This is a genomic window from Paenibacillus ihbetae, from assembly GCF_002741055.1.
Taxonomy (GTDB): Bacteria; Bacillota; Bacilli; order Paenibacillales; family Paenibacillaceae; genus Paenibacillus_AQ; species Paenibacillus_AQ ihbetae.
The window spans coordinates 1,027,852-1,050,510 of record NZ_CP016809.1 but is presented as its reverse complement, the minus strand read 5'-3'; the positions used below and the strand labels follow the sequence as shown (position 1 = coordinate 1,050,510).

Here is a 22,659-nt window from a genome sequence, read left to right as displayed (position 1 = left end):
TATGGATTAGGAGGACAAATATGAAACGAATGCCATTTGAACGTCCAACCGAGCATTACGATGAGGACATTTATCACATTGATGAACAAATTTGCAAACTGCTAAAAGAACGCAAGGAGCTCTCAAACCATAATCCAGGCTATCCGCCATTAGAATACATAGAGAAATGGGCAGCTGATTATGAGTTCTATCCGGATTTTTTAAAATCCGTGTTTGCTGCATTGTTAACCGAACAATATTTCAAGCCCGTCGTAAAGCCGACCGGATTCAGAAAGCATATTCCCGTGCTGAAATCCGTGGAACAAGGGGAATTCTTCTATACCGTGACCTCTGTACGGCAATATGACAATGCAAGCGTAGTCACCTTCAATGTGGACTGGGACGTAACAAACGAATCGGAGCCTTCATATGAACTGAAGCATTTCGAATTATATGTGGGAGATGAATACGACTGCAGCATGGATACCGGACGCAGTGCCTCTGGTCATTCATCGTTTAACTACATCATATCCCCGCCGCTTTCTGATCAAATCCAAGGGATGGAATTCATTTTCAGTGAGTTCAGCAGACCCTTCTCGAATAAACCAACTGGCCAAAAAATCACGATACGAGTAGATTAATTTCCATTTCATGAATGAAACCAGTGGCTTGGGTAGTGAGTGTTTAGCTTTTACTAGAATATTAGCGGGATTCGATATACGCAGCCAATATGAAAAAAACAAGTCCCGTTCTCGGGACTTGTTTTCTATAAATGATATAGGTAGCGTAAACCATCAGACTACTCCTTCTCATCCGGATGGTTCTCGTCCCACTCCTGGGCTTTGGCCGTGGCGATGGCAATCGCGCGGCCTTCATCGTAATCTTCCTCCAGCAGGGCGTTCGCGATTTCCACGGCTTTGTTCCGGACCCGGGGCTCGAGGTTTTTCATGGATGGCGGATAGTCATGCTTGCTCCAAGGCATCGTGAAATCCCTCCATTTATATGTTCGATTACTGTCATATTACCCGGCCGGGCCCGATATTAATCGGATGCAAAGACGGAAGACCCGCTTACTTCTCAAACAGCTGCAGGTATTCGCCGTAGCCTTCCTTCTCCAGATCCTTCTTCGGAACGAACCGAAGCGCGGCCGAATTGATGCAGTAGCGAAGGCCGTTCGGCCCTGGACCGTCGTCAAACACATGCCCCAGATGGGAATCGGCTTTCTTGCTTCTTACCTCGGTGCGCACCATCATGTGGCTGAGGTCGAGCTTCTCCTTGATGTTGTGCTCGCGGATCGGCCGCGTGAAGCTCGGCCAGCCACAGCCGGCATCATATTTGTCGGTCGAGCTGAAAAGCGGCTCGCCCGAGACGATATCCACATAGATGCCTTCGCCGTCATGGTCCCAGAACTCGTTCCGGAACGGCGGCTCGGTCGCGTTATTCTGGGTGACCTCATATTGGATCGGGGTCAAGCGCTGCTTAAGCTCCTCTTTATCGATCGGCTCGGACCAATGGCGCTCGATGAAATCCTCCCTGCCGGAGCCTTTACGATACCGCTTGTAATGGCCCGGATTTTTTTTGTAATAATCCTGGTGGTACTCTTCCGCCTCGTAAAACGTGCTGGCCGGAATAATCGGCGTTACGATCGGCTTATCGAATCTGCCGCTTGCCGCAAGCGCCGCCTTGGATTGCTCGGCGAGCTCGCGCTGCTCCTCGGTATGATAGAAAATCGCGGTACGGTAGGACGTTCCGCGATCATAGAACTGCCCGCCTTCATCGGTCGGGTCAATCTGCTGCCAGAACAGCTCCAGCAGCTTTTCATATGGGAAGACCTCCGGATCATACGTAATTTGGACGGCCTCGTAATGGCCGGTCGTATCGGAGCAGACCTCCTCGTAGGTCGGGTTCTCGGTGTGGCCGCCGGTATAGCCGGACACCACCTTCAGGATGCCTGGCAGTTCGTCAAACGGAGAGACCATGCACCAAAAGCACCCTCCGGCAAACGTGGCCAGTTGACTTGGGGCTGTACGATTATCCATATTTTATCCCTCCATGCGTTCATTACAAGATGATGAAACCTTATGTTCTATTATAATCCTTTTACCCGGTGAAACCAAAATTTCGTCAAACGTTCGCACGGCGCCTTTTCATGCAGCGGTAAAGAGCCAGGACGGCAGCTGCTGCCAGCATCATGGCTGCGGCAAGCAGGGCGAACAAAAGAGGGCGGTCCGCAAGGCCGCTTCCGAGCCAGGCATACAGAACAATTGCAGGGATCTTCCCGAGCGCCGAAGCGGCCGTAAAGGTCCAGAACGGAACCGAAGCAATCCCGGCGTATAGATTCACACCCGTCTGCGGAATGATCGGAAGCAGCCGCGCCAGGAATACCGCTCGAAAGGGATGACGCTCCACGGCTTCCGTAAAGGCGTGCAGCATCTTATACTTGCCGAGCAGGCGCCTGCCGGATTCCCGGTACAGCGTCCGAACGCCAAAATACACGATGCAGGCTGCCGTCGTCGTACCTAGCCATGCAGCGGTCGATGCCCATACAGGGCCATAAGCGTATCCGAGCACGGCAATGACGGCTTTATAGGGGACGATGGGGATCAGGGCGAGAAGAGCGGCCAGCAGCGTCATGAGCGGGAGGGAACGGTTCTGCTGAAGCCAATCCAGCAGCTCATGGCGGAACGTAAGGCCGGCTGCGAGAATTCCGGCATAAATCGCGGGAATCATCCATCGGCTCCATCTTTTCATAAATGTATAAACCTCGCTTTAATAACAACAGGAATAGGAATATGATAACAAACATTCGGACGGAGCGGAAAGCTATTGTAAACGAAAAGAGATCATCTAGCCCGGGGACATTCCGCCGGGGATGTCGAATCCAAGTGAAAGCCTGGGAAACAAGCGTCGAACCAAACCGGTTCAAGCCACCGTTTTGTATACATGCAGGCAAAGCGTTATAATGTCCTCATGATGTAAGAAGGCGGCCATGGGCATGGCTGCTTCTCGGGTGAGGAGGAGAGAGAGAATGGATGCTGAAGGAAAATCCATGGAAGATCGGATCGTGGAATCCTACCGGCAGGACGAGGATATGATGATCCTTGTGTTTGCGCAGTGGTGCGTCAATCACGGCCTGGATCCGGCGGAGCTGTACCGGAAGGCGTATCCCGGACAGCCGGATAACGAACGGCTGGGCCGCGTCCTGGAGCTGACGGTGCCGAAGGAGGAGGCTGGGGATATCCCGGACCAGACGGTTCTTGGCGTGCTGTCGATGTACGGCAATGACGACTTGGCAGCAGTTGTTGCCGAAGCGGCGGCCGCGCGGCACGCTCGGCCGTAAATCGCAGCCCTTGAGGGACGATAGCGCGCTTCTCGTCTATGTAACTAAAATGGAAGGACCGGCAAGGAGCAAATCCTTGGCCGGTCCTTTTTGTGTCGCTCGCAATCGATCGCTGCTTTAAGTCGGCGTCCGGCTGTTCAACCGGAACTGCTTCGGCGATTGGCCGAATCGGGAGCGGAACACCCGGTGAAAATAGGTGTAGTTGGCAAAGCCCGACGTTTCGGCGACGTCCTCCAGCGACAGCGGGCTGAATACGATTCTCTCCTTGGCCATGTTCAGGCGGACATCCATCGTATACTGCATGATGGTGGTTCCGAAGGTTTCCTTGAACAGGTGCACCGCCCGCGAGACGCTGATGCCCACATGCGCGGCGACGTCCTCCAGCTTGAACATGGAGGATGCGTTCTCTTCAATATAATTTTTCATGCGGTAGGCCAGATAGGTCTTCGGCGTGGTGGTCGGCTGCTCGGAGAGCAGGCGGTCGACCTCCAGGCAGAGAATTCTAGCCGTGTAGTCCGATATTTCCGGATAAGGATTCGAAACCCGGCGCTGCTCCAGAACGATCTGGCGGAACAGGCTCAAGTACCGCTCTTCGACCGGGACGCGGATTTTGGAAGGACGCTTCTTCGATTTCCACCAGGCATCCGCCCAAGGCCCCTTGAAAAAAATATGATAATCTCCGCTCTCAATCGTCAGCTCTCCCATGGCATTGACTTCATCGTCAATACGGAGCTCGTAGAATTGGCCCGGAGGAAAAATCAGCAAATCGCCGGCTTCGACGAGCGCAAGCTCATCGTCAATGCGGGCCCGGCAGCGGCCGTCCGTCTGCCACCGCATCAGGTAGGTGTCAAAGCCGTCCGGCATCGTCATGTTAAAGGGCTTGCGATGAAATGAAAAATCGGCTGCTACGACTTGGTTCGTTAAATTGGAATCCATTGCTTACGTCCCCTTCTGAATCACACAAAGAAATGAAGAAAATAATGACCAGATTGTTCATGTTTCGATCATATTATTCATTTTAAACGAAAGCATTAAAGAATACCATGGTACTAGTCCGGGGCACATCTTACACTCAAGGAGTGACATCGATGAACAAAATGAAAGCAGGCATTATCGGCTGCGGCAACATCAGCGGCATTTACTTCACGAACTTGAAGAACAGCCCGTGGATCGAGATCGTGGCATGTGCCGATTTGATTATGGAGAACGCGAAAGCGAAAGCGGAAGAATTCAACATCCCGAATGTTTATACCGTCGAGGAGATGCTCGCACAGCCCGACATTGAATTTATTATCAATCTGACGATACCGGCCAGCCACGCGAATGTGGATATCGCCGCACTGGAAGCGGGCAAGCATGTGTACAGCGAAAAGCCGCTGGCCATAACGCTGGAGGAAGGCCGGCGGGTGCTGAACCTCGCCGATCAGCGGGGGCTTCGCGTTGGCTGCGCGCCGGACACGTTCCTCGGCTCCGGGGTTCAAACGGCCAAGGCCGCCATCGAATCCGGCATGATCGGACGGCCGATCGCCGCTACGGCATTCATGATGGGATCCGGGCCGGAGGCCTGGCACCCGAACCCGGAATTTTTCTATGCTGCGGGCGGAGGCCCGATGATGGATATGGGACCTTATTACGTATCGGCATTGGTCGAGCTGCTTGGTCCTGCACGCCGTGTCAGCGCGTCGACCGGCATCCAGATCCCGGATCGGACGGTTGGCTCGGGCCCGCTTCAAGGCAAGCCTATCCACGTGCAGACGCCGACGCATTTAGCGGGAACGCTTGATTTTGAGAACGGTGCCATCGGCACGATGATCACAAGCTTCGATATCTTCGGCGGTTCTAATCTGCCTTGGATCGAAATTTATGGGACCCAGGGCACGCTCAGCCTTGGCGATCCGAACTTCTTCAACGGCGAAGTGAAGCTGAAGAGACACGGCTCCGATGCATGGGAAGTGCTCGAACCGGTCTTTGAATGCGGCAATAATGAGCGGGGGCTCGGCATCAACGACATGATCCAATCGATTCATGAGCAGAAGGACCATCGCTCCAGCGGCCGCATGGCCTATCATGTGCTGGAGATTATGCAGTCATTCCAGCAGTCCTCGCTTGAAGGCAGACATATCGTTCTGAAGAGCACGTACCGTTACGGCAGCCTTCCGGCTCCGCAGCAGGCCGAATCCGCCGAATAACGGACTTAAAGACTTAGGTCTGTCATATGGCTTGCTTCATACGGGAGGGCCGAAGGTCCTTTTATGATCAATGAGTCCATCATGAACTGGAATCTCGGCCAATCATCCTGTACACTTGGTCATGAAGCAAGCATATGAGCTTATAAATGCGCAATGCGCGAAGGAGCTTATCCGCGCAATTACCGAATGTAAGCGTTACACCACCGCTATTATCACTTACGAAGATGAATTCACAGGGGAGGAAACGGACATGTCGAAAACATTACGAATCGGTATTATCGGCTGCGGCGGGATTGCCAACGGCAAGCATATGCCAAGCTTGAAAAAGCAGGCCCAGGCCGAAATGGTTGCCTTCTGCGACATTGTGGTCGAGCGTGCGGAAAAGGCCGCTGCCGAGTACGGCGCTGAAGGGGCCAAGGTCTATTCCGACTACCGGGAGCTTCTGAGAGACGAAAGCATCGACGTTATTCATGTATGTACGCCGAATGATTCCCACTCGGAGATCACGGTAGCGTCCTTGGAAGCCGGAAAGCACGTGATGTGCGAGAAGCCGATGGCGAAGACCGTTGCCGAGGCGAAGCTGATGCTGGAGGCTGCGGAGCGTACGGGCAAGAAGCTGACGATCGGTTATAACAACCGCTTCCGCAACGACAGCATGTACTTGAAGGGAATCTGCGAGAATGGCGAGCTTGGCGACATCTATTACGGCAAAGCGCTTGCCCTTCGCCGCCGCGCCGTTCCGACCTGGGGCGTATTTCTGGACGAAGAGAAGCAAGGCGGAGGCCCGCTGATCGATATCGGCACGCACGCGCTTGATTTGACGCTGTGGCTGATGGACAACTACAAGCCGAAGAGCGTGCTCGGTTCGACCTTCCACAAGCTGGGACAGCGCGAAAATGCAGCCAATGCCTTCGGTCCTTGGGATCCGAACAAATTCACGGTCGAGGACTCCGCATTCGGCTTTATCACCATGGAGAATGGTGCAACGATCCAACTGGAGTCCAGCTGGGCGCTCAATGTGGTGGAATTCGGCGAAGCGAAGACGATTCTTGCCGGCACGGAAGGCGGCGCCGATATGCAGGATGGTCTTCGCATTAACGGCGAGAAAATGAGCAGACTGTACGAGACGAAAATCGACCTGAACGCCGGCGGAGTCGCATTCTATTCCGGCACGAGCGAAAGCGATGCCGACCGTGAAGCGAGAATGTGGCTTGAAGCGATCATCGAAGACAAGGAACCTGTCGTCAAGCCGGAGCAAGCCTTCGTGGTCACGCAAATCTTGGAAGCTATCTATGAGTCGGCGAAGACCGGCAAAGCGGTTTACTTCGACAACTAAGGTCTAGGCAACTAAGTTCTAATTGATCACCAAATACTTAAACTTTAGAAAATCAGGAGGTATACAATGAAACTAGGCGTATTTATGGTATTGCTGAGCGGACGTAAATTTGAGGATGCACTGGATTACGTGGCTTCCAAAGGCCTGAAGGCGGTGGAGATCGGTACGGGCGGATACCCTGGCAATGCACACTGCAATCCGGCCGAGCTTCTCGAGAACGAAACCGCGCTGAAAAACTTCAAGAACGCCGTAGAATCCCGCGGCTTGATCATAAGCGCGCTGAGCTGCCACGGCAACCCGCTTCACCCGCAAAAAGCGGTAGCCAAAGAGTTCCATGACGTGTTCGTCAAAACCGTGGAGCTTGCAGAAAAACTGGAAGTACCGGTTGTCAACACCTTCTCCGGATGTCCGGGGGACCATGAGGATGCCAAATATCCGAACTGGCCGGTAGCACCTTGGCCTAACGATTATCAAGAAATTCTGACTTGGCAGTGGGAGAATAAAGTCATTCCTTACTGGACTGAGTGGGGCAAATACGCTTCTGACCGCAACGTAAAAATCGGCCTCGAGCTCCATGGCGGATTCTCCGTCCATACGCCGGGAACGCTGCTCCGCCTTCGCGAAGCGGCCGGTGAAGTGATCGGGGCGAACCTCGATCCGAGCCATATGTGGTGGCAGGGCATCGATCCTGTTCAAGCGATCCACATTCTGGGACGTGCCGGAGCCATCCATCACTTCCACGCGAAGGATACCAGCATTGATCCGATCAATGTGAACAAACACGGATTGACCGACATGCAGTCCTACGCGAATATGCTGGACCGCGCTTGGCAGTTCCGCAGCGTGGGCTTCGGGCACGATGTGAAGGAATGGGCTGACATGATGAGCGCCCTTCGCCTTGTCGGATATGATTACGTCGTGAGCATTGAGCATGAAGACGGACTGATGTCCGTTGAGGAAGGCTTCTCCAAAGCGGTGCAAAACCTTCAGCAAGTGCTGATCGAAGAGCCGCTCGGAGAAATGTGGTGGGTCTAACATCGTACAGCAGCAAGTGAATACGCAATTAGGGGGAGCAACAGCATGCTTAATGTAACCATTTGGAATGAGTTCGTACACGAGAAAATCCACGATGAGGTCCGCACCGTATACCCAAGCGGGATCCATACGGCTTTGGCGGAGGGTCTGCAGCATCCGGATTTTATCATCCGCACGGCAACGCTGGATCAGCCGCAGCACGGATTGACGGATGACGTACTGGACTCAACCGATGTGCTGTTATGGTGGGGGCATATGGCTCATGACCAGGTCAGCGACGAAATCGTCAGCAAGGTCGTCAAGCGGGTATTGGACGGTATGGGTCTGATCGTCCTGCATTCGGGACATTTTTCAAAGCCGTTCAAAGCCCTGATGGGAACAAGCTGCGATTTGAAGTGGCGCGAGGCGGGAGAGCAGGAAATCATTTGGAGCGTGAATCCGACGCATCCGATCGCTGCGGGCCTTACAGGTCCGATCATCATTGAGCATGAGGAGATGTACGGGGAATTCTTCGATATTCCGGCACCGGATGAGCTGGTCTTTGTCAGCAACTTCGAAGGCGGCGAAGTATTCCGCAGCGGGTGCACGTTCAAGCGCGGCCACGGGAATATTTTCTACTTCCGTCCAGGGCATGAGACGTATCCGACCTACTACAACCCTGAAGTGCTGAAAGTCATTACGAACGCGATCCATTGGGCTTATTCCGCAGCAGGCAAGCAGACCTTCGGCAACAGTCAGCCGGTTCGTCCGCTGCCGGTGCTGGCATAAATTCCGACTATAATGAAACGAGCCGAGCAAGGCATCTGCCTTGAACGGCTCGTTTTCTACTTTAAAGAACGTGATGCCATTCATTTTTTTATGGGTAAAGGATACAATATACTAAAGCATAGGGTATTTTAAATACTAGGTAGAGTATGGATAACTCGGCGAGCGTCGACGCTGATCATCGTGTAGCAGTCATCATTACACCGCGCGCCGGGAGAGGCACGCGGTAATATCGTCGATGCTGTGCAAGGAGGGATGACGGATGAAGGATACCCAAAGCGCGCCAGTAAGTCCGGAGACGATCGCCTTATGCAGGTCAAGGCTTGCCCATGAGCCTGTCGAGGGATTTTTGCTGGGGAGAGGGGCCGTACCTGCCAAAGTCATGTTCGTCGGGGAAGCGCCCGGTGCCACCGAAATTCAGGAAGGCAAGCCTTTTACCGGCCAAGCCGGCCGGGAGATGGATGCCTATCTGGAGCGCCTGGGTCTCTCCCGCAGCGAGGTCTATATTACAAGCACGGTAAGGAGCCGGCCGTTTAAGGAACGTATCATCACCCGAGCTTCCGGCGAAAGGGTGATCAGCCGTTCGAACCGAACGCCCACGAAAGTCGAAATTTTGGCCCATGCACCGATCCTGGACGAGGAAATTCGCTGGGTTCGTCCGCAATTCCTGATCCCGATGGGGAATATTGCGCTGCACCGGTTGATCGGGAGCCATGAAACCGTCACTTCGCTGCACGGGAAATTGATCGAGGGACCCGTTCAGCAGGCGGCAGAGCGTGACAATCCCGGTGCGGGCTATCGATTTTCGCTGGAGACCTATAGCATCTTCCCGATCTTCCATCCGGCTGCCGTCCTGTATAACCGAAAATTGTCCCGGATCATCGAATCCGACTTGGATATTTTGGCACGGATATTAACGGAATAAGTGCTGAATTTATGGGAAAAAGGGGCCAGGTGGTTTTCAGCTTCCCGAAAATGTGTTAAAATGAAACATACTAACTAATCGTAAGTTTTTCGATCTCTCGTTAAACGAATACATTTTTGAAACATATGGTGACTTCGTAAAGAGGTGAAAGGATATGGAAGTTACAAACATTACGCTGTGTCCCCGCTTTGAATCCGCGTTTTCTTTTCTGGGTAAACGTTGGAACGGATTGATTATCCAGACATTGATGAGCGGTCCGAAGCGTTTTAAAGACATCTCCAACCTGATTCCGTCCATGAGTGACAAGATGCTGTCGGAGCGGATGAAGGATCTGGAATGCGAAGGAATTTTGATTCGTCATGTGTACCCGGAAACGCCGGTTCGTATTGAATACGAGCTTACGGAGAAAGGCAAAGCGCTTCGCCCGGTCATGGAGCAGATTGCTTCCTGGGCTGAACAATGGGTCGAGAAATGAACCATTGGCGGCGTTCCCATCACTAGCTGAACCCTGACATGAGAACAACTCATATCAGGGTTCTTTTTTATTTTGTTACAGAAAATACGAACCTCGGAGGATCTGCTGCCTGATATCGCAAGCGTAATTATTGTTCAGTTGTGATCTGTCTGCTTGGAGCGTACGCCGAATGACGTTTTCTGATGCAGCTTAGCGGGGATCAGCGTGGAGAAAACAGGAAAATCTAACGAGACATGCACCAACTCCGCTGTTCGTTTATATGATGACAGTAGATCTGCTTGACGTCAGACGAAGGAGGCGATCTTAAGGATGGAACGCGGCTGTATTTCCCATTTTCATTATGGACAAGAAGACATCGCCGAGCTGGCGAACGCTTCGCTCAAGGTGAGGCATATTGTCGAGAAGACGCGCCAAATGCTGGTTCAGCATGCCGATGAGCAGCGGCTGACGGTTTTAAAGGGAACAAGCCCGGATCAATCCGGACGCAGCGGAGAGGGCGAACTCATGTTTCAGAAATGGGTGAAGGGTCCGCGCGGCTGGAAGTTTATCGATTATGAGAGATACGGCGTGCAGACCGGAGACAGGCTGGAGAGCGGCCGGACAGGACGATTGCTGCAGATGTTCATCTGGTCGCATTTTGAAAATATACTTATGCTGCATCCGTTTATAGGCGGCGAGCCCTTTTATGACGGAGAGGAGCTAGAAGTGATCGGCAAATATTTCGTGCCTACGTACAGCAGCGCCATTCCATTCTTACAGAGCGGCAAAGCGTTTAAGACGATTCAGGCGGGCATTCCGCTGTATCAGGAGCTGATTCCCGCACCGGTGGTCATCGCCGGAGCCAAGGGGGAAGAGCATGCAGGTAATTGGGTGACCGGCGTGAACCTGAACGCTGCCGGATATGCGGGCATTATGCCCTATTTGAAAACGAACGGAAGACGGGAGTTCATGGAAGCCCGTATGATATAGCCATCCGAATCCACCGGATGTAACCTTGCCTTGATGCATAGGCAGGGTTATTTTTGCTGAAGGTTAAAATTTTAATCAAGAGTGTGAAATATATCACAAGTTATTCGGACATAAGACGATATAATCAATTTGAAAGGATGGATGGGATAACGCAACAATACAGTGTGGGAGGAATAACCATGCCAGCAGCAAAAAAACAAAAGCTAGTGGTCATCGGCAACGGCATCGCAGGAATCAGCACGGTCGAGCAAATTTTGAAGCTTAGCGGGGCATTCGATATTACGGTGATCGGCCAGGAGCCGCACCCGAATTACAACCGGATTATGCTCTCTTATGTGCTTGAAGGCACCAAAACACTGGATGACATCGTCTTGAATGATTGGAAATGGTATGAAGATAACGGAATTACGCTGCATACGGGTACAAGCGGACAGCGGATTAATGAAGCCGCCAAGGTTGTCATGACGGACAACGGGATGGCAGTTCCCTATGATCAGGTCATTATCGCAACGGGGTCCAAGCCCTTCATATTGCCGGTACCCGGCAGCGACAAAGAAGGCGTGATCGGCTTTAGAACCATCGCCGACTGCACCCGGATGCTTCAGGCAGCGAAAACGTACCGGAAAGCTGCGGTCATCGGCGGAGGATTGCTGGGACTGGAGGCTGCGAAAGGCCTCGTGAGTCTCGGCATGGATGTTACCGTCGTGCACCTGATGAACGATCTCATGGAAAGCCAGCTCGATTCTGTGGCTGCGCATATGCTGCAGGATGAGCTTGAGCGGCAGGGTATCCGCTTTTTATTAGGGAAGCAAACGGTCGAGGTATTGGGAGATGCGAGGGTAACCGGTCTGCGCTTCAAGGACGGCGATGAGCTGGACGCGGATCTGGTCGTCATGGCTGTCGGCATCCGTGCCAATGCGGAGGTAGCGCAGGCGAGCGGGATCGAGGTCCGGCGGGGCATCGTCGTAGACGATTATCTGCAAACCTCGATGCAGGATGTGTATGCCGTCGGGGAATGCTGCGAGCATCGCGGTGTATGCTACGGGCTAGTCGCGCCATTATTCGAGCAAGGACAAGTGCTGGCCAAGCGGTTATGCGGCGTGGACACCCCTCCTTATCAAGGTTCGATAGTGTCGACCAAATTGAAGGTAAGCGGCGTGGACGTATTCTCGGCCGGCGAATTTATCGAGCAGCCGGAGCATGACGTTGTTCTTGCCAAGGATGACTGGAAGAAAACCTATAAGAAAATCCTCATCAGGGACGGAAGGATCGTTGGCGCCCTATTGTTCGGGGATGTAAGCGAATCGGCCAATCTGCAGTCTTTGATACGCAAAAAAGCGCAGATGACCGACGATATCTATCACTCGATCATGGGCGGCTGTGCCGGAAAAGGGGCCGATGCGGCCATGCGCATCGCGCAAATGCCCGACGACGAAATCGTGTGCGGCTGCAACGGCGTGACGAAGAAAGCGATCGTGGACGCCGTCACGGTTCAGGGAATGACCACCGTGGATGAGATCAAGGCATGCACCGGGGCGACGCGGTCCTGCGGCGGCTGTAAGCCTGTGGTGGAGCAAATTCTCCAGAGCGTACTGGGAGACGGCTTTACGACGGCGGCCAAGCAGGGAATCTGCCCGTGCACGACGCTTGATCGGGATACCATCGTTGCGGAGATCCGGGCCAAAGGCTTGACCACAACCAAAGAGGTCATGCATGTTCTGGATTGGAGCAATCCGGAAGGGTGCTCGAAATGCCGTCCGGCGCTGAACTACTACCTGACCATGCTGAACCCGCTGACGCACCGGGAGGAGCGGGAGTCGAGGTTCGTGAATGAGCGGATGAACGCCAACATCCAGAAGGACGGCACTTATACGGTCGTTCCCCGTATGTACGGCGGCGTAACAACACCGGAGGCGCTGAAGAGAATTGCGGACGTATCGTTAAAATACAATGTCAAGGTCGTCAAGGTGACGGGGGGACAGCGTCTGGATTTGGTCGGCGTCAAGAAAGAGGACTTGCCGAAGGTGTGGGAGGAGCTGGATATGCCTTCCGGTTATGCCTATGCCAAATCGCTCCGGACCGTGAAGACCTGCGTCGGCTCGCAGTTTTGCCGATTCGGCACGCAGGACTCGATGGGAATGGGCGCTTACCTCGAACGGAAATTCGAGCGGCTTGACTTCCCGGCCAAATTCAAAATGGCGGTGAACGGATGTCCCCGCAACTGTGCGGAAGCTTGCACGAAGGACATCGGCATCGTAGGCAATGACGGCGGCTGGGAAATTTTTGTCGGCGGTAACGGGGGTACGAAGGCACGGCTGGCCGATTCGTTCTGCAAGGTGAAAACCGATGAAGAGCTGATCGAGATCTGCGCAGCCCTCATGCAGTATTACCGCGAGACGGGGAATTACCTGGAGCGGACATCGGAATGGGTCGAGCGGCTTGGGCTTGAGGCGATTCGCGAGGCAATCCTTCATAAAACGCAACAGCGCAAGGAGCTTGTGGGGCGAATCGAGCTGGCCTTGTCGCAGCTGTCGGATCCTTGGAAAAAAGTGCTGGAAGATGACAAGCTTCGGGATGTGTTGTACCGGGACGTGCAGCCGGTCGTCGCGACATAGACCTCGCTTTCGGGTGAGTCCGGCGTGGGGCGAGTAATTTGAGTACACTAGCGCTTATCGCCCCAGACATTCCCGTTGAACCCTTGGCTCGGTATCCAGGTGAGCAGGGCCGTACAGGCAGGTATATACGGCTGCCGACACTCGGCTAAACGCCCGATCAGCGTCATAGCCTCGTGCTCGGTCAGACCTGGGGGATGAGGTAATCGCGTTTGAAGTACCGGATTGATGAAAGAAAGTGGGTCTCATGTTCCGGCGCAGCAGAATGTTATAAGTTTTTTTATGGAGATGTTTCACATTTGCATGGGTCTTCGGAATATTGGTCCGGCTATTTGTGCTCATTTTTAGATGGCAAACGTTGTACATGGAGGTTGATCCTATATGGAAAATGGTCAATACGTAGTGATCGGGCAGGCTGAGGATTTTCTGCCCCAGATCGGCAGGGTCGTCAGGATCGGCGAGCAGGAGATCGCCGTCTTCCGGACCTCCGATCATCGATGGTTCGCGCTGGACAACAACAATCCGCACCCGAAAGGGGGACCGCTGGCGGAGGCCATACTGTCTGGGCATTATATTTACGACCCGCTGTACGATTGGAAAATCGAGCTGGCGACAGGTAACGTTCAGGCGCCCGATTCAGGGAACGTGCGAACCTATCCTGTACGGGAACGGGAAGGAAGGGTCGAGCTTTGCCTCACGTAGCGAAATGTATCCATCGTTTCATCAAACCGACAAAAATAAGAGGTGTTGTCCCATGATCGCAAGCGATGTGGAAGCCGTCGTCCAGACAGCGGTCAAGAAAAAAGAAATGATGAATGAAAGCCTGCTGCGCTATATCGTCTCGACCATGCTCGCCGGCGCTTATGTCGGCATCGGCATCGTCCTGATATTTAAGCTGGGGGCTCCGCTAGCCGCGGCAGGCTCGCCGTTTCAATCTCTCGTGATGGGGGCTGCGTTCGGCATCGCGCTGACGCTGGTCGTATTCGCCGGATCGGAGCTTTTTACCGGTAATCATATGGTATTCACCATGAGCACGTTATCCGGAAAAACAACCATCCTGGATACGCTTAAAAACTGGGGGATCGTGTTCATCGGTAATCTAGCGGGAGCGGTCCTGCTTAGTTATCTGGTTGCTGCCACCGGTCTTTTCAAGGGCCTTCCGGCCGATCACCTCATTTTTACGGCTGCAGCTAAAAAAATGAACGACCCGTTCATGGAGCTGTTCTTCCGGGGAATCCTGTGTAACTGGCTGGTCTGCCTGGCCATTTGGACGGGCATGAGAGCGAAAAACGAGGTTGCCAAACTGATCTTGATCTGGTGGTGCTTGTTTGCCTTTATTGCAACCGGCTATGAGCACAGCGTTGCTAACATGACGCTGCTTACACTTGCCAAGATTCTGCCGGGACATCCGGAGACGGTGTCCGTCGCCGGCTGGATCAGCAACATGGTGCCGGTAACGCTCGGCAATATTGTTGGGGGCGGGCTGTTTGTCGGCAGCGCGTACTGGTTTATTTCGACTCCGAAAGGAAGCAAGAAGCAGCAAGCTTCAGGCTAAACGAAAATACCGGGTTTTAAAAAGTAGCTTCAAGTTTAACAAACAGTCGCTTGTAGTATAACAAAAGTAGCAGTAATCAAAGTGAACCAAGGATTTAAAGCAGCACGAATCTGATACCCTTTTCTATTGCGACTTCATATACCCGGTAACGTAAAAAAGCGGACTCTACGCCAAAGGGCGGGGTCCGTTTTTGTATGCAATGCAAAGTGCGCAGGCCTGCCTGTCTCTTGCCTTGAAATCCATCGCGGAAGAGATGTCAGGCAGGATTGCTGCGCGTAATGTCCTCCAAATCCTTACCGGTGTTCCACCAGGTCAATCGCACCCAGCACGACATGGGCCAGTCCGAAGCCAAGAATACCGGTTGCGGCAAGCTTATACTTGCTGCAAAGCAGAGCGGCGCCTGAAGCAGAAACTACAGTTCCGAGAACAGCAGGAATCAAACCTTCACGCATGCGTTTACACTCCCTTGGAATGGTTTTGGAAAGACAAGGATTATTGTGGGCAAAGACAGGCAGATTATGCACGGCGGCGGGGATGGGAGGAGCGAAGAGGGAGCCGTGCCAGTGCGCAAGTCCCGAAAGGGGACTTGTTGGAGCGCAGTGCGCGCCACAGAAGCAAGCAAGTCCCTATAAGGGACTTTCAGCGGTGGAATGCGTGCCACAGAAGCAAGCAAGTCCCTATAAGGGACTTGTGAAGGCGCAGCGCACGCCACGCAGGGTGACCAAGTCACCCTAGATCCGGCAGATTTCCTTCGGACACAGCTCGCAGTGGCAGATTTCCTGCAGCATCGACAAGTCTTTAATGACGATCAGCCCGCCTGCATATTCGATCGCTTCCTTTTTGCGGAGATCGCTCAGCATGCGGTTGACGCTCTCGCGCGTGGCTCCGATCATGTTCGATAGGTCGGTATGTGTAATTTTTTTGTTGATCAGGGTGCTGCCGTCAGCTTGCTGTTGCCCGTACGTATTGCCAAGACGGATTAGCGTCGAGCACAGCGCCCCTGGTTTGCCGTACATCATCAGATCCCGAAATTTGGTCTGCGTAATCCGGTGGTGGACGCCCATCCACTTCATGAAATCAATCGCAAAGTCGCAATGCTGGCAAACCAGCAGCTCCAGATCCTTATTTTCGATGACGCCGACCACGCTGCTTTCCAGCACTTCAGCCGAGTAGCTGTGATTGCTGCTGATGAACGGATCGGCATGCCCGATCAGATCACCCGGATGATACATATATAGAATAAGCTCTTTGCCTTCATCGGTCGTTTTCGTTAATTTAATGCGTCCCTGCTTTACATAGTAAAGCTTGTCGGCCAAGTCGCCTTCCCAGAACAAATGCGAGCCTTCAGGGAGTGCGCGTTCCTTCATGGTAACCAGCAGACGGTTTCGATTTTGTTCCGAGAAGCACTGGATATTCCCTAAGCTTTCTAGTTCTAAAACGTTGTCTACAGTATTCATGTCGGTGTCTCCTAACATCTTTAAATTTGATCAGTTCAATCTTGAATGATTTGTTACCTCCATTATAACGTGAAAAAAATCACTTGAAAGGGTAATTTGGAGGAAAATAGTGGCGAATTTTCAAACTTTGTGATCTAGTTCACGAACAGGAAGGTTCCTCTTAACCTTTTTTCTTGCGTCTCTCCGATCGTGACAGCTCCGAAGAGGATGTCACAAATCATCAAAAAACATATAGTCGACCCAATATATTGTGAAATAATTCACATAATAATATAAGACGCTATGTTACGATCGAACCGTAGACAACAGATACCTATAAACAACCGCGAAAGCAACCAAACAGAAAACCATGGGAGGATGAGAGAGATGGCTGTAAGCAAAGCATCTGGAGAAACCAAAGCATCCGCAGAAACCAAAGTCAAAGAACAAACGGCTGAACAGTACGTACAGGGCTTAATCGACCGGGCGAACCGGGCTCAAGCGCAGTTTATGGAGCTGGACCAAGGACAGGTGGACCGAATCGTGCATGCGATGGCGATGGCCGGGCTCGAGAAGCATATGATGCTGGCAAAAATGGCGGTCGAAGAAACCGGACGCGGCGTATACGAAGACAAGATCATTAAAAACCTGTTTGCAACAGAGTACATCCATAACAGCATCAAGTACGACAAAACGGTGGGCGTTATAGAGGATAACCCGTATGACCAGTTCCAAAAGATCGCCGAGCCGATCGGGATCATCATGGGGATCACGCCTGTAACGAACCCAACCTCAACCACCATCTTCAAAGCGCTGATTTCAATCAAGACGCGCAACCCGATCATTTTCGGATTCCATCCATCGGCCCAGGCATGCAGCCGGGAGGCTGCCGCCATTTTGCTGGAGGCCGCGCGCAAGCATGGAGCCCCGGCGGATTGCATTCAATGGATTGAAGAGCCGTCCATGGAGAAGACCCATGCTTTAATGCATCATCCGGACGTGGCATGCATATTGGCAACCGGCGGTTCCGCGATGGTAAAAGCGGCTTACAGCTGCGGCAAGCCGGCACTCGGCGTCGGTCCGGGAAACGTGCCGTGCTTTATCGAGAAGTCGGCGGACCTCGACCAAGCCGTGAATGACCTGATTTTATCGAAGACGTTCGACAACGGGATGATCTGCGCGTCGGAGCAGGCCGTTATTATCGAGGAGCCTGTGTTTGAGCAAGTGAAGAAGAAAATGATGGCGGCCGGCTGTTATTTTATGAACAAGGAAGAAACCGTGAAGCTGTCGGCCAAGGCCATGATATCCGACAAATGCGCGGTCAATCCGGCGATAGTCGGTCAGCCGGCGGTTAAGATTGCCGAGCAATGCGGCCTGGATGTCCCGGCAGGCACCAAGATTCTGGTAGCCGAGCTGGACGGCGTCGGGCCGGGCTACCCGCTGTCCGCGGAGAAGCTGAGCCCTGTGCTGGCGTGCTACCGTGTCAAAAACGCGCAGGAAGGCATCAAACGTTCGGAGGAAATGGTCGCCTTCGGGGGGATGGGACACACGTCCGTCATTCATTCGCATAATGAGGACGTGATCCGGGCGTTCTCGAGCCGCATGAAAACCTGCCGCATTCTGGTGAACCAGCCGTCCTCTCAGGGCGGAATCGGGGATATCTACAATACGAATCTTCCATCCCTGACGCTGGGGTGCGGTTCGTATGGCCGCAACGCAACCTCTTCCAACGTAACGGCCGTTAATCTGATCAACGTGAAAAGGGTGAACCGCAGAACCGTGAATATGCAGTGGTTTAAAGTTCCGGATAAAATATACTTCGAAAAAGGCTCCACCCAATATCTTGCCAAAATGCCGGGCATATCGCGCATTGCCATTATCACCGACCCGATAATGGTGAAGCTCGGATACGTGGAGCGGGTTGAGCATTACTTGCGGCAGCGAAGAGCACCCGTAGCGATTGAGGTGTTCTCGGAAGTGGAACCGGATCCTTCAACGACTACGGTTGAACGGGGAACCGAAATGCTGACCAGGTTCCAGCCGGACTGCATCATTGCTCTCGGCGGCGGTTCGCCGATGGATGCGGCAAAAGCGATGTGGCTGTTCTATGAGCACCCGGATGCCGATTTCAAAGATCTGAAGCAGAAGTTTATGGATATCCGCAAACGGGTGTATAAGTATCCGAAGCTTGGCCAGAAAGCGAAGTTCGTTGCCATTCCCACCACGTCGGGCACGGGCTCGGAGGTCACGAGCTTTGCCGTTATCACGGATAAAGTCTCCGGTCACACCAAATACCCGCTGGCCGATTACGAGCTGACGCCGGATGTGGCGATCATTGATCCGGAATTTGTCTATACGCTGCCGAAGACCGCCGTCGCCGACACCGGCATGGACGTGCTGACACATGCCATCGAGGCCTACGTGTCGATCATGGCGAACGATTATACGGATGGGCTTGCCATCAAGGCCATTCAGCTCGTATTCCAGTATCTGGAGCAATCGGCGCTTACCGGCGACAAGCTGGCCCGGGAAAAAATGCATAATGCCTCGACGCTGGCCGGCATGGCCTTTGCCAATGCGTTCCTGGGCATCAACCACAGCCTTGCGCATAAATGGGGCGGTCAGTACCATACCGCGCATGGTAGGACGAATGCGATCCTTATGCCGCACGTCATTCGCTACAATGCGAAGAAGCCGACGAAATTCGCCGCTTGGCCGAAATATACGCATTTTGTGGCCGATCAGCGGTATGCCGAGATCGCCCGAATCCTCGGACTGCCGGCTCGGACGACGGAAGAGGGCGTCGATAGCCTGATCCTTGCAATCCGGGAATTGAACGCCAAGCTCGGCATCGAAGAGTCGTTCCAGCAGCTTGGCATAGATCCGCAGGATTTCGAGAATCGCGTCGACGAGTTAGCCGACCGGGCGTTTGAGGACCAGTGTACGACGAGCAATCCGAAGCTGCCGCTCGTATCGGAGCTTGCGGATGTATACCGCAACGCGTTTTATGGACGGTTTTAATCACGATAAGCGAATGGGGTAAACCCTAGGGATGGATGCAGCCTTCTGCCGGCCGTGCTTGCCGATAGCAGAAGGCTGCCTATTTGTCTTTAATCAGCCAGAGGGTTCAAATTTGATCAGTCATAGGGCTGCATATTTGTCCCTAGCCGGCCCGGATTTGTATCTATCCAGCGATAAGGGGAGATAAGAGAGGAGATAAGGAGGGGGGAGGTAAGGGGGCCATAAGGGGGCTTATACTCAGCGGCAATCGCTTCTCGCGCACACGGTCCCTGAACCCGGAGCATGCTTCGTTGGGTCTCGACACATCCAGCAGCTAAGGGTTAAGGAAAGCGGGATGGAACGCCATGGGAAAGACGCGGTCCAGCCCCAACACGTGATATAAATCACGAAAAGCAGCATCTTTGTGATTATTATCACAGATGTAAGAATCCACGAAGGTTACAATAAAGGTGTACCAAATAAGCGAGATGAATCTCGGATCTTTACAAAAGCAGCTTGCAGGCATATGGAGCAACTAACGCGCTTTAAACCGCATTAATTCACTTTCACTTTAAATTAATCTTAATCCGCCTCAATTAGTGAAATAAATCACATTAAAGTGATTGGATCGGAAAGTCGGGAAGTACCCGTAGCGCGGAGGGTTACGCCGAATGTGCAGGCTGCAGCTTAAAACTAGGAGGGATTCGAAATGTCGGTGATGGAGCAGTACGCAGGCTGGAGAGCATTCAAGCCGGGGAAATGGAATAGGAGAGTCGACGTCAACGATTTTATTGCCAGAAACATAACGCCATATGAGGGGAACGAGGAGTTTCTTGCCGGACCGACGGATCATACGAAGGCTCTTTGGGACATCGTATCCGATCTGACCCGCAGGGAACGGGAGGCCGGAGGGGTGCTGTACGTTGATGTGAATACGCCGTCGACGATCACTTCCCATCAGCCGGGGTATTTGGACAAGGAGAAGGAGCAGATTGTCGGGCTTCAGACCGACGAGCCGTTCAAGCGCTCGATTCAGCCGTTTGGCGGCATCAGGATGATGATTGACGCATGCAATGCATACGGTTTTGAAATGCCGCAGAGCATCATCGATATGTTCACCCATATCCGCAAAACCCATAACCAGGGGGTGTTCGACGCATACACTTCCGAGATGAGGGCCGCGCGCAAAGCCGGAATCATTACCGGCCTTCCGGACGCTTACGGACGCGGGCGCATTATCGGGGACTATCGCCGGGTGGCCCTGTACGGCGTGGATACGCTCGTGCAGGATAAACTCAGAGAGCTGGCCGAGCTTGAAGTGGACGCGATGGATGAACCGGTGATCCGTCTGCGCGAAGAGCTGTCGGAGCAGATCCGGGCGCTGAAAGAGCTGAAGGAAATGGCCGCCATGCACGGCTGCGACATCTCCAAGCCGGCCAATACGGCCAAAGAAGCGTTCCAGTGGCTGTATTTTGGCTATCTGGCCGCAATCAAGGAGCAGAATGGGGCCGCGATGTCGCTGGGGCGGGTCTCTTCCTTCCTTGATATTTACATCGAGCGCGATCTCGCCGAAGGCAAGCTGACGGAAGAAGCGGCTCAGGAGCTGGTGGATCACTTTGTCATGAAGCTGCGTATCGTTAAATTCCTGCGTACGCCGGATTACAATGAATTGTTCAGCGGAGATCCGACTTGGGTGACGGAATCGATCGGCGGCATGTCCTTAAACGGCGTTACCCGCGTGACGAAGAACAGCTTCCGCTTCCTGCACACCCTGTATAATCTGGGACCTGCTCCGGAACCGAACCTGACCGTCCTATGGTCCGAGAAGCTGCCGGAAGCCTTCAAGAAATATTGCGCCAAGGTTTCGATCGAAACGAGCTCGATCCAGTACGAGAACGATGATCTGATGCGTCCGATTTACGGCGATGACTACGGCATTGCCTGCTGCGTATCGGCGATGCGAATCGGCAAGCAAATGCAATTCTTCGGCGCAAGAGCAAACCTGGCCAAAGCGCTGCTCTATGCTATTAACGGCGGCAGGGACGAAAAGAGCGGTGCTCAGGTCGGTCCGGAATATCCGGCGATCACGGCCGAGGTTCTCAGCTACGAAGAGGTGATGAAACGGTTCAAGCCGATGATGGAATGGCTGGCGAAGCTCTACATGAATACGCTGAACGTCATCCACTACATGCATGACAAATACAGCTATGAACGGATCGAGATGGCGCTCCATGACCGGGATATATTACGGACGATGGCATGCGGGATCGCGGGCTTGTCCGTAGCGGCGGATTCGCTGAGCGCAATCAAGCACGCGAGGGTTAAGCCGGTTCGCAATGAGCAGGGACTTGCCGTGGATTTTGAAATCGAAGGGGACTTCCCTTGCTACGGCAACAACGATGACCGGGTGGACAGCATTGCGGTGGAGCTGGTGGAGACGTTTATGAGCATGATTCGCAAGCACAAGGCGTACCGGGATGCCATGCCGACGCAGTCGGTGCTGACCATTACGTCGAACGTCGTGTACGGGAAGAAGACGGGAACGACCCCTGACGGTCGCAAAGCAGGCGAACCGTTCGCGCCTGGAGCGAACCCGATGCACGGCCGCGACAAGAAGGGCGCGCTGGCCTCGCTGACGTCGGTTGCAAAGCTCCCTTACGAGGACAGCCTTGACGGTATCTCGAACACGTTCTCGATCGTGCCGAAGGCGCTGGGCAAGGACGCCGATACCCGCATTCGCAATCTCGTTGCGATGCTGGACGGATACTTCGGCGATGATGCTCATCACCTGAACGTCAACGTATTCGACAGAGAGCAGCTGATCGATGCGATGGAGCATCCGGAGAACTACCCGCAGCTGACGGTGCGCGTATCCGGATATGCGGTCAACTTCGTCAAGCTTACGCGCGAGCAGCAGCTGGACGTCATCAACCGGACCTTCCACGGTTCGATGTAATGAAAAACCGATAGAGATTGTCATACGAAAGCTTGGATGGTCAAGCCGCAATACAAGCCGCGGGGGATTTTCCGCTAGGTTATGCGG

At 53.4% G+C, this 22,659-nt stretch carries 20 protein-coding genes; 14 read left to right on the top strand and 6 right to left on the bottom strand.

Annotated features, from left to right (window positions below; translation table 11 throughout):
- Positions 1-20: 20 nt before the first annotated feature.
- Complete coding sequence (locus BBD41_RS04915; RefSeq protein WP_099476864.1) at positions 21-620, top strand: chorismate mutase family protein; 600 nt, start codon at positions 21-23, stop codon at positions 618-620.
- Positions 621-778: 158 nt separating this feature from the next.
- Here BBD41_RS04915 and BBD41_RS04910 read toward each other — a convergent pair whose 3' ends face one another.
- From BBD41_RS04910 to BBD41_RS04900, 3 genes are all read right to left on the bottom strand, one after another.
- On the bottom strand, positions 779-961 hold the full coding sequence (locus BBD41_RS04910; RefSeq protein WP_028407302.1) for a DUF2188 domain-containing protein: 183 nt from the start codon (positions 959-961) through the stop codon (positions 779-781).
- Positions 962-1,049: 88 nt separating this feature from the next.
- Positions 1,050-2,018: a peptide-methionine (S)-S-oxide reductase MsrA gene (gene msrA / locus BBD41_RS04905; protein ID WP_099476863.1), complete on the bottom strand. Its 969-nt coding sequence runs from the start codon at positions 2,016-2,018 to the stop codon at positions 1,050-1,052.
- A gap of 85 nt (positions 2,019-2,103) precedes the next feature.
- On the bottom strand, positions 2,104-2,730 hold the full coding sequence (locus BBD41_RS04900) for a TVP38/TMEM64 family protein (protein WP_167392957.1): 627 nt from the start codon (positions 2,728-2,730) through the stop codon (positions 2,104-2,106).
- A gap of 277 nt (positions 2,731-3,007) precedes the next feature.
- On the opposite strand from BBD41_RS04900, the gene BBD41_RS04895 reads away from it, so the two are divergent.
- Positions 3,008-3,319, top strand: a complete 312-nt coding sequence (locus BBD41_RS04895; RefSeq protein ID WP_099476861.1) for a hypothetical protein — start codon at positions 3,008-3,010, stop codon at positions 3,317-3,319.
- A gap of 117 nt (positions 3,320-3,436) precedes the next feature.
- On the opposite strand, the gene BBD41_RS04890 is transcribed toward BBD41_RS04895, so the two are convergent.
- Positions 3,437-4,255, bottom strand: a complete 819-nt coding sequence (locus BBD41_RS04890) for a helix-turn-helix transcriptional regulator (protein WP_077565306.1) — start codon at positions 4,253-4,255, stop codon at positions 3,437-3,439.
- 152 nt (positions 4,256-4,407) lie between these two features.
- Here BBD41_RS04890 and BBD41_RS04885 point away from each other — a divergent pair, with 152 nt between their 5' ends.
- The 10 genes from BBD41_RS04885 (at position 4,408) to BBD41_RS04840 (ending at position 15,180) form a co-directional block, all read left to right on the top strand.
- Positions 4,408-5,508: a Gfo/Idh/MocA family protein gene (locus BBD41_RS04885; RefSeq protein ID WP_099476860.1), complete on the top strand. Its 1,101-nt coding sequence runs from the start codon at positions 4,408-4,410 to the stop codon at positions 5,506-5,508.
- A gap of 250 nt (positions 5,509-5,758) precedes the next feature.
- On the top strand, positions 5,759-6,844 hold the full coding sequence (locus BBD41_RS04880) for a Gfo/Idh/MocA family protein (RefSeq protein WP_099480469.1): 1,086 nt from the start codon (positions 5,759-5,761) through the stop codon (positions 6,842-6,844).
- A gap of 66 nt (positions 6,845-6,910) precedes the next feature.
- Complete coding sequence (locus tag BBD41_RS04875; RefSeq protein WP_007133079.1) at positions 6,911-7,879, top strand: sugar phosphate isomerase/epimerase family protein; 969 nt, start codon at positions 6,911-6,913, stop codon at positions 7,877-7,879.
- Positions 7,880-7,924: 45 nt separating this feature from the next.
- Positions 7,925-8,647 (top strand): ThuA domain-containing protein, encoded by a 723-nt coding sequence (locus BBD41_RS04870; protein ID WP_077565308.1) that lies wholly within the window; start codon positions 7,925-7,927, stop codon positions 8,645-8,647.
- A 259-nt stretch (positions 8,648-8,906) separates the two neighbouring features.
- Positions 8,907-9,569, top strand: coding sequence for a uracil-DNA glycosylase (locus tag BBD41_RS04865; protein WP_077565309.1), 663 nt, complete (start codon positions 8,907-8,909; stop codon positions 9,567-9,569).
- A 154-nt stretch (positions 9,570-9,723) separates the two neighbouring features.
- Positions 9,724-10,044, top strand: a complete 321-nt coding sequence (locus BBD41_RS04860; RefSeq protein ID WP_077565310.1) for a winged helix-turn-helix transcriptional regulator — start codon at positions 9,724-9,726, stop codon at positions 10,042-10,044.
- A gap of 309 nt (positions 10,045-10,353) precedes the next feature.
- The gene (locus BBD41_RS04855) at positions 10,354-11,013 is read left to right on the top strand and encodes a hypothetical protein (protein WP_099476859.1); all 660 of its coding nucleotides are present in this window, start codon (positions 10,354-10,356) and stop codon (positions 11,011-11,013) included.
- A 179-nt stretch (positions 11,014-11,192) separates the two neighbouring features.
- Positions 11,193-13,628, top strand: coding sequence for a nitrite reductase large subunit NirB (nirB, locus tag BBD41_RS04850; protein ID WP_099476858.1), 2,436 nt, complete (start codon positions 11,193-11,195; stop codon positions 13,626-13,628).
- 378 nt (positions 13,629-14,006) lie between these two features.
- A complete protein-coding gene (gene nirD / locus BBD41_RS04845) occupies positions 14,007-14,327 on the top strand; it encodes a nitrite reductase small subunit NirD (protein ID WP_077565313.1) in 321 nt (106 codons plus the stop codon).
- 52 nt (positions 14,328-14,379) lie between these two features.
- The gene (locus BBD41_RS04840) at positions 14,380-15,180 is read left to right on the top strand and encodes a formate/nitrite transporter family protein (RefSeq protein ID WP_099476857.1); all 801 of its coding nucleotides are present in this window, start codon (positions 14,380-14,382) and stop codon (positions 15,178-15,180) included.
- 293 nt (positions 15,181-15,473) lie between these two features.
- Here BBD41_RS04840 and BBD41_RS04835 read toward each other — a convergent pair whose 3' ends face one another.
- Together BBD41_RS04835 and BBD41_RS04830 are read right to left on the bottom strand one after the other, a co-directional pair.
- Entirely contained in the window at positions 15,474-15,632 is a 159-nt protein-coding gene (locus tag BBD41_RS04835) for a hypothetical protein (protein ID WP_007133071.1), read from the bottom strand.
- Between the two features lie 279 nt (positions 15,633-15,911).
- Complete coding sequence (locus tag BBD41_RS04830) at positions 15,912-16,637, bottom strand: Crp/Fnr family transcriptional regulator (protein WP_099476856.1); 726 nt, start codon at positions 16,635-16,637, stop codon at positions 15,912-15,914.
- A gap of 366 nt (positions 16,638-17,003) precedes the next feature.
- Here BBD41_RS04830 and adhE point away from each other — a divergent pair, with 366 nt between their 5' ends.
- Entirely contained in the window at positions 17,004-19,637 is a 2,634-nt protein-coding gene (adhE, locus tag BBD41_RS04825; protein WP_099476855.1) for a bifunctional acetaldehyde-CoA/alcohol dehydrogenase, read from the top strand.
- 688 nt (positions 19,638-20,325) lie between these two features.
- Positions 20,326-22,572, top strand: a complete 2,247-nt coding sequence (pflB, locus tag BBD41_RS04820) for a formate C-acetyltransferase (protein ID WP_099476854.1) — start codon at positions 20,326-20,328, stop codon at positions 22,570-22,572.
- Positions 22,573-22,659: the final 87 nt, after the last annotated feature.

Bases quoted from the DNA above. Each gene is read 5' to 3' on its own strand.
- BBD41_RS04915 (WP_099476864.1), top strand. From the start codon at position 21: ATGAAACGAATGCCATTTGAACGTCCAACCGAGCATTACGATGAGGAC.
- BBD41_RS04855 (WP_099476859.1), top strand. From the start codon at position 10,354: ATGGAACGCGGCTGTATTTCCCATTTTCATTATGGACAAGAAGACATC.
- BBD41_RS04910 (WP_028407302.1), bottom strand. From the start codon at position 961: ATGCCTTGGAGCAAGCATGACTATCCGCCATCCATGAAAAACCTCGAG.
- BBD41_RS04880 (WP_099480469.1), top strand. From the start codon at position 5,759: ATGTCGAAAACATTACGAATCGGTATTATCGGCTGCGGCGGGATTGCC.
- msrA (WP_099476863.1), bottom strand. From the start codon at position 2,018: ATGGATAATCGTACAGCCCCAAGTCAACTGGCCACGTTTGCCGGAGGG.
- BBD41_RS04870 (WP_077565308.1), top strand. From the start codon at position 7,925: ATGCTTAATGTAACCATTTGGAATGAGTTCGTACACGAGAAAATCCAC.
- BBD41_RS04895 (WP_099476861.1), top strand. From the start codon at position 3,008: ATGGATGCTGAAGGAAAATCCATGGAAGATCGGATCGTGGAATCCTAC.
- BBD41_RS04860 (WP_077565310.1), top strand. From the start codon at position 9,724: ATGGAAGTTACAAACATTACGCTGTGTCCCCGCTTTGAATCCGCGTTT.
- nirB (WP_099476858.1), top strand. From the start codon at position 11,193: ATGCCAGCAGCAAAAAAACAAAAGCTAGTGGTCATCGGCAACGGCATC.
- BBD41_RS04840 (WP_099476857.1), top strand. From the start codon at position 14,380: ATGATCGCAAGCGATGTGGAAGCCGTCGTCCAGACAGCGGTCAAGAAA.
- adhE (WP_099476855.1), top strand. From the start codon at position 17,004: ATGGCTGTAAGCAAAGCATCTGGAGAAACCAAAGCATCCGCAGAAACC.
- BBD41_RS04885 (WP_099476860.1), top strand. From the start codon at position 4,408: ATGAACAAAATGAAAGCAGGCATTATCGGCTGCGGCAACATCAGCGGC.
- BBD41_RS04830 (WP_099476856.1), bottom strand. From the start codon at position 16,637: ATGAATACTGTAGACAACGTTTTAGAACTAGAAAGCTTAGGGAATATC.
- pflB (WP_099476854.1), top strand. From the start codon at position 20,326: ATGTCGGTGATGGAGCAGTACGCAGGCTGGAGAGCATTCAAGCCGGGG.
- BBD41_RS04835 (WP_007133071.1), bottom strand. From the start codon at position 15,632: ATGCGTGAAGGTTTGATTCCTGCTGTTCTCGGAACTGTAGTTTCTGCT.
- BBD41_RS04865 (WP_077565309.1), top strand. From the start codon at position 8,907: ATGAAGGATACCCAAAGCGCGCCAGTAAGTCCGGAGACGATCGCCTTA.
- BBD41_RS04900 (WP_167392957.1), bottom strand. From the start codon at position 2,730: ATGAAAAGATGGAGCCGATGGATGATTCCCGCGATTTATGCCGGAATT.
- nirD (WP_077565313.1), top strand. From the start codon at position 14,007: ATGGAAAATGGTCAATACGTAGTGATCGGGCAGGCTGAGGATTTTCTG.
- BBD41_RS04875 (WP_007133079.1), top strand. From the start codon at position 6,911: ATGAAACTAGGCGTATTTATGGTATTGCTGAGCGGACGTAAATTTGAG.
- BBD41_RS04890 (WP_077565306.1), bottom strand. From the start codon at position 4,255: ATGGATTCCAATTTAACGAACCAAGTCGTAGCAGCCGATTTTTCATTT.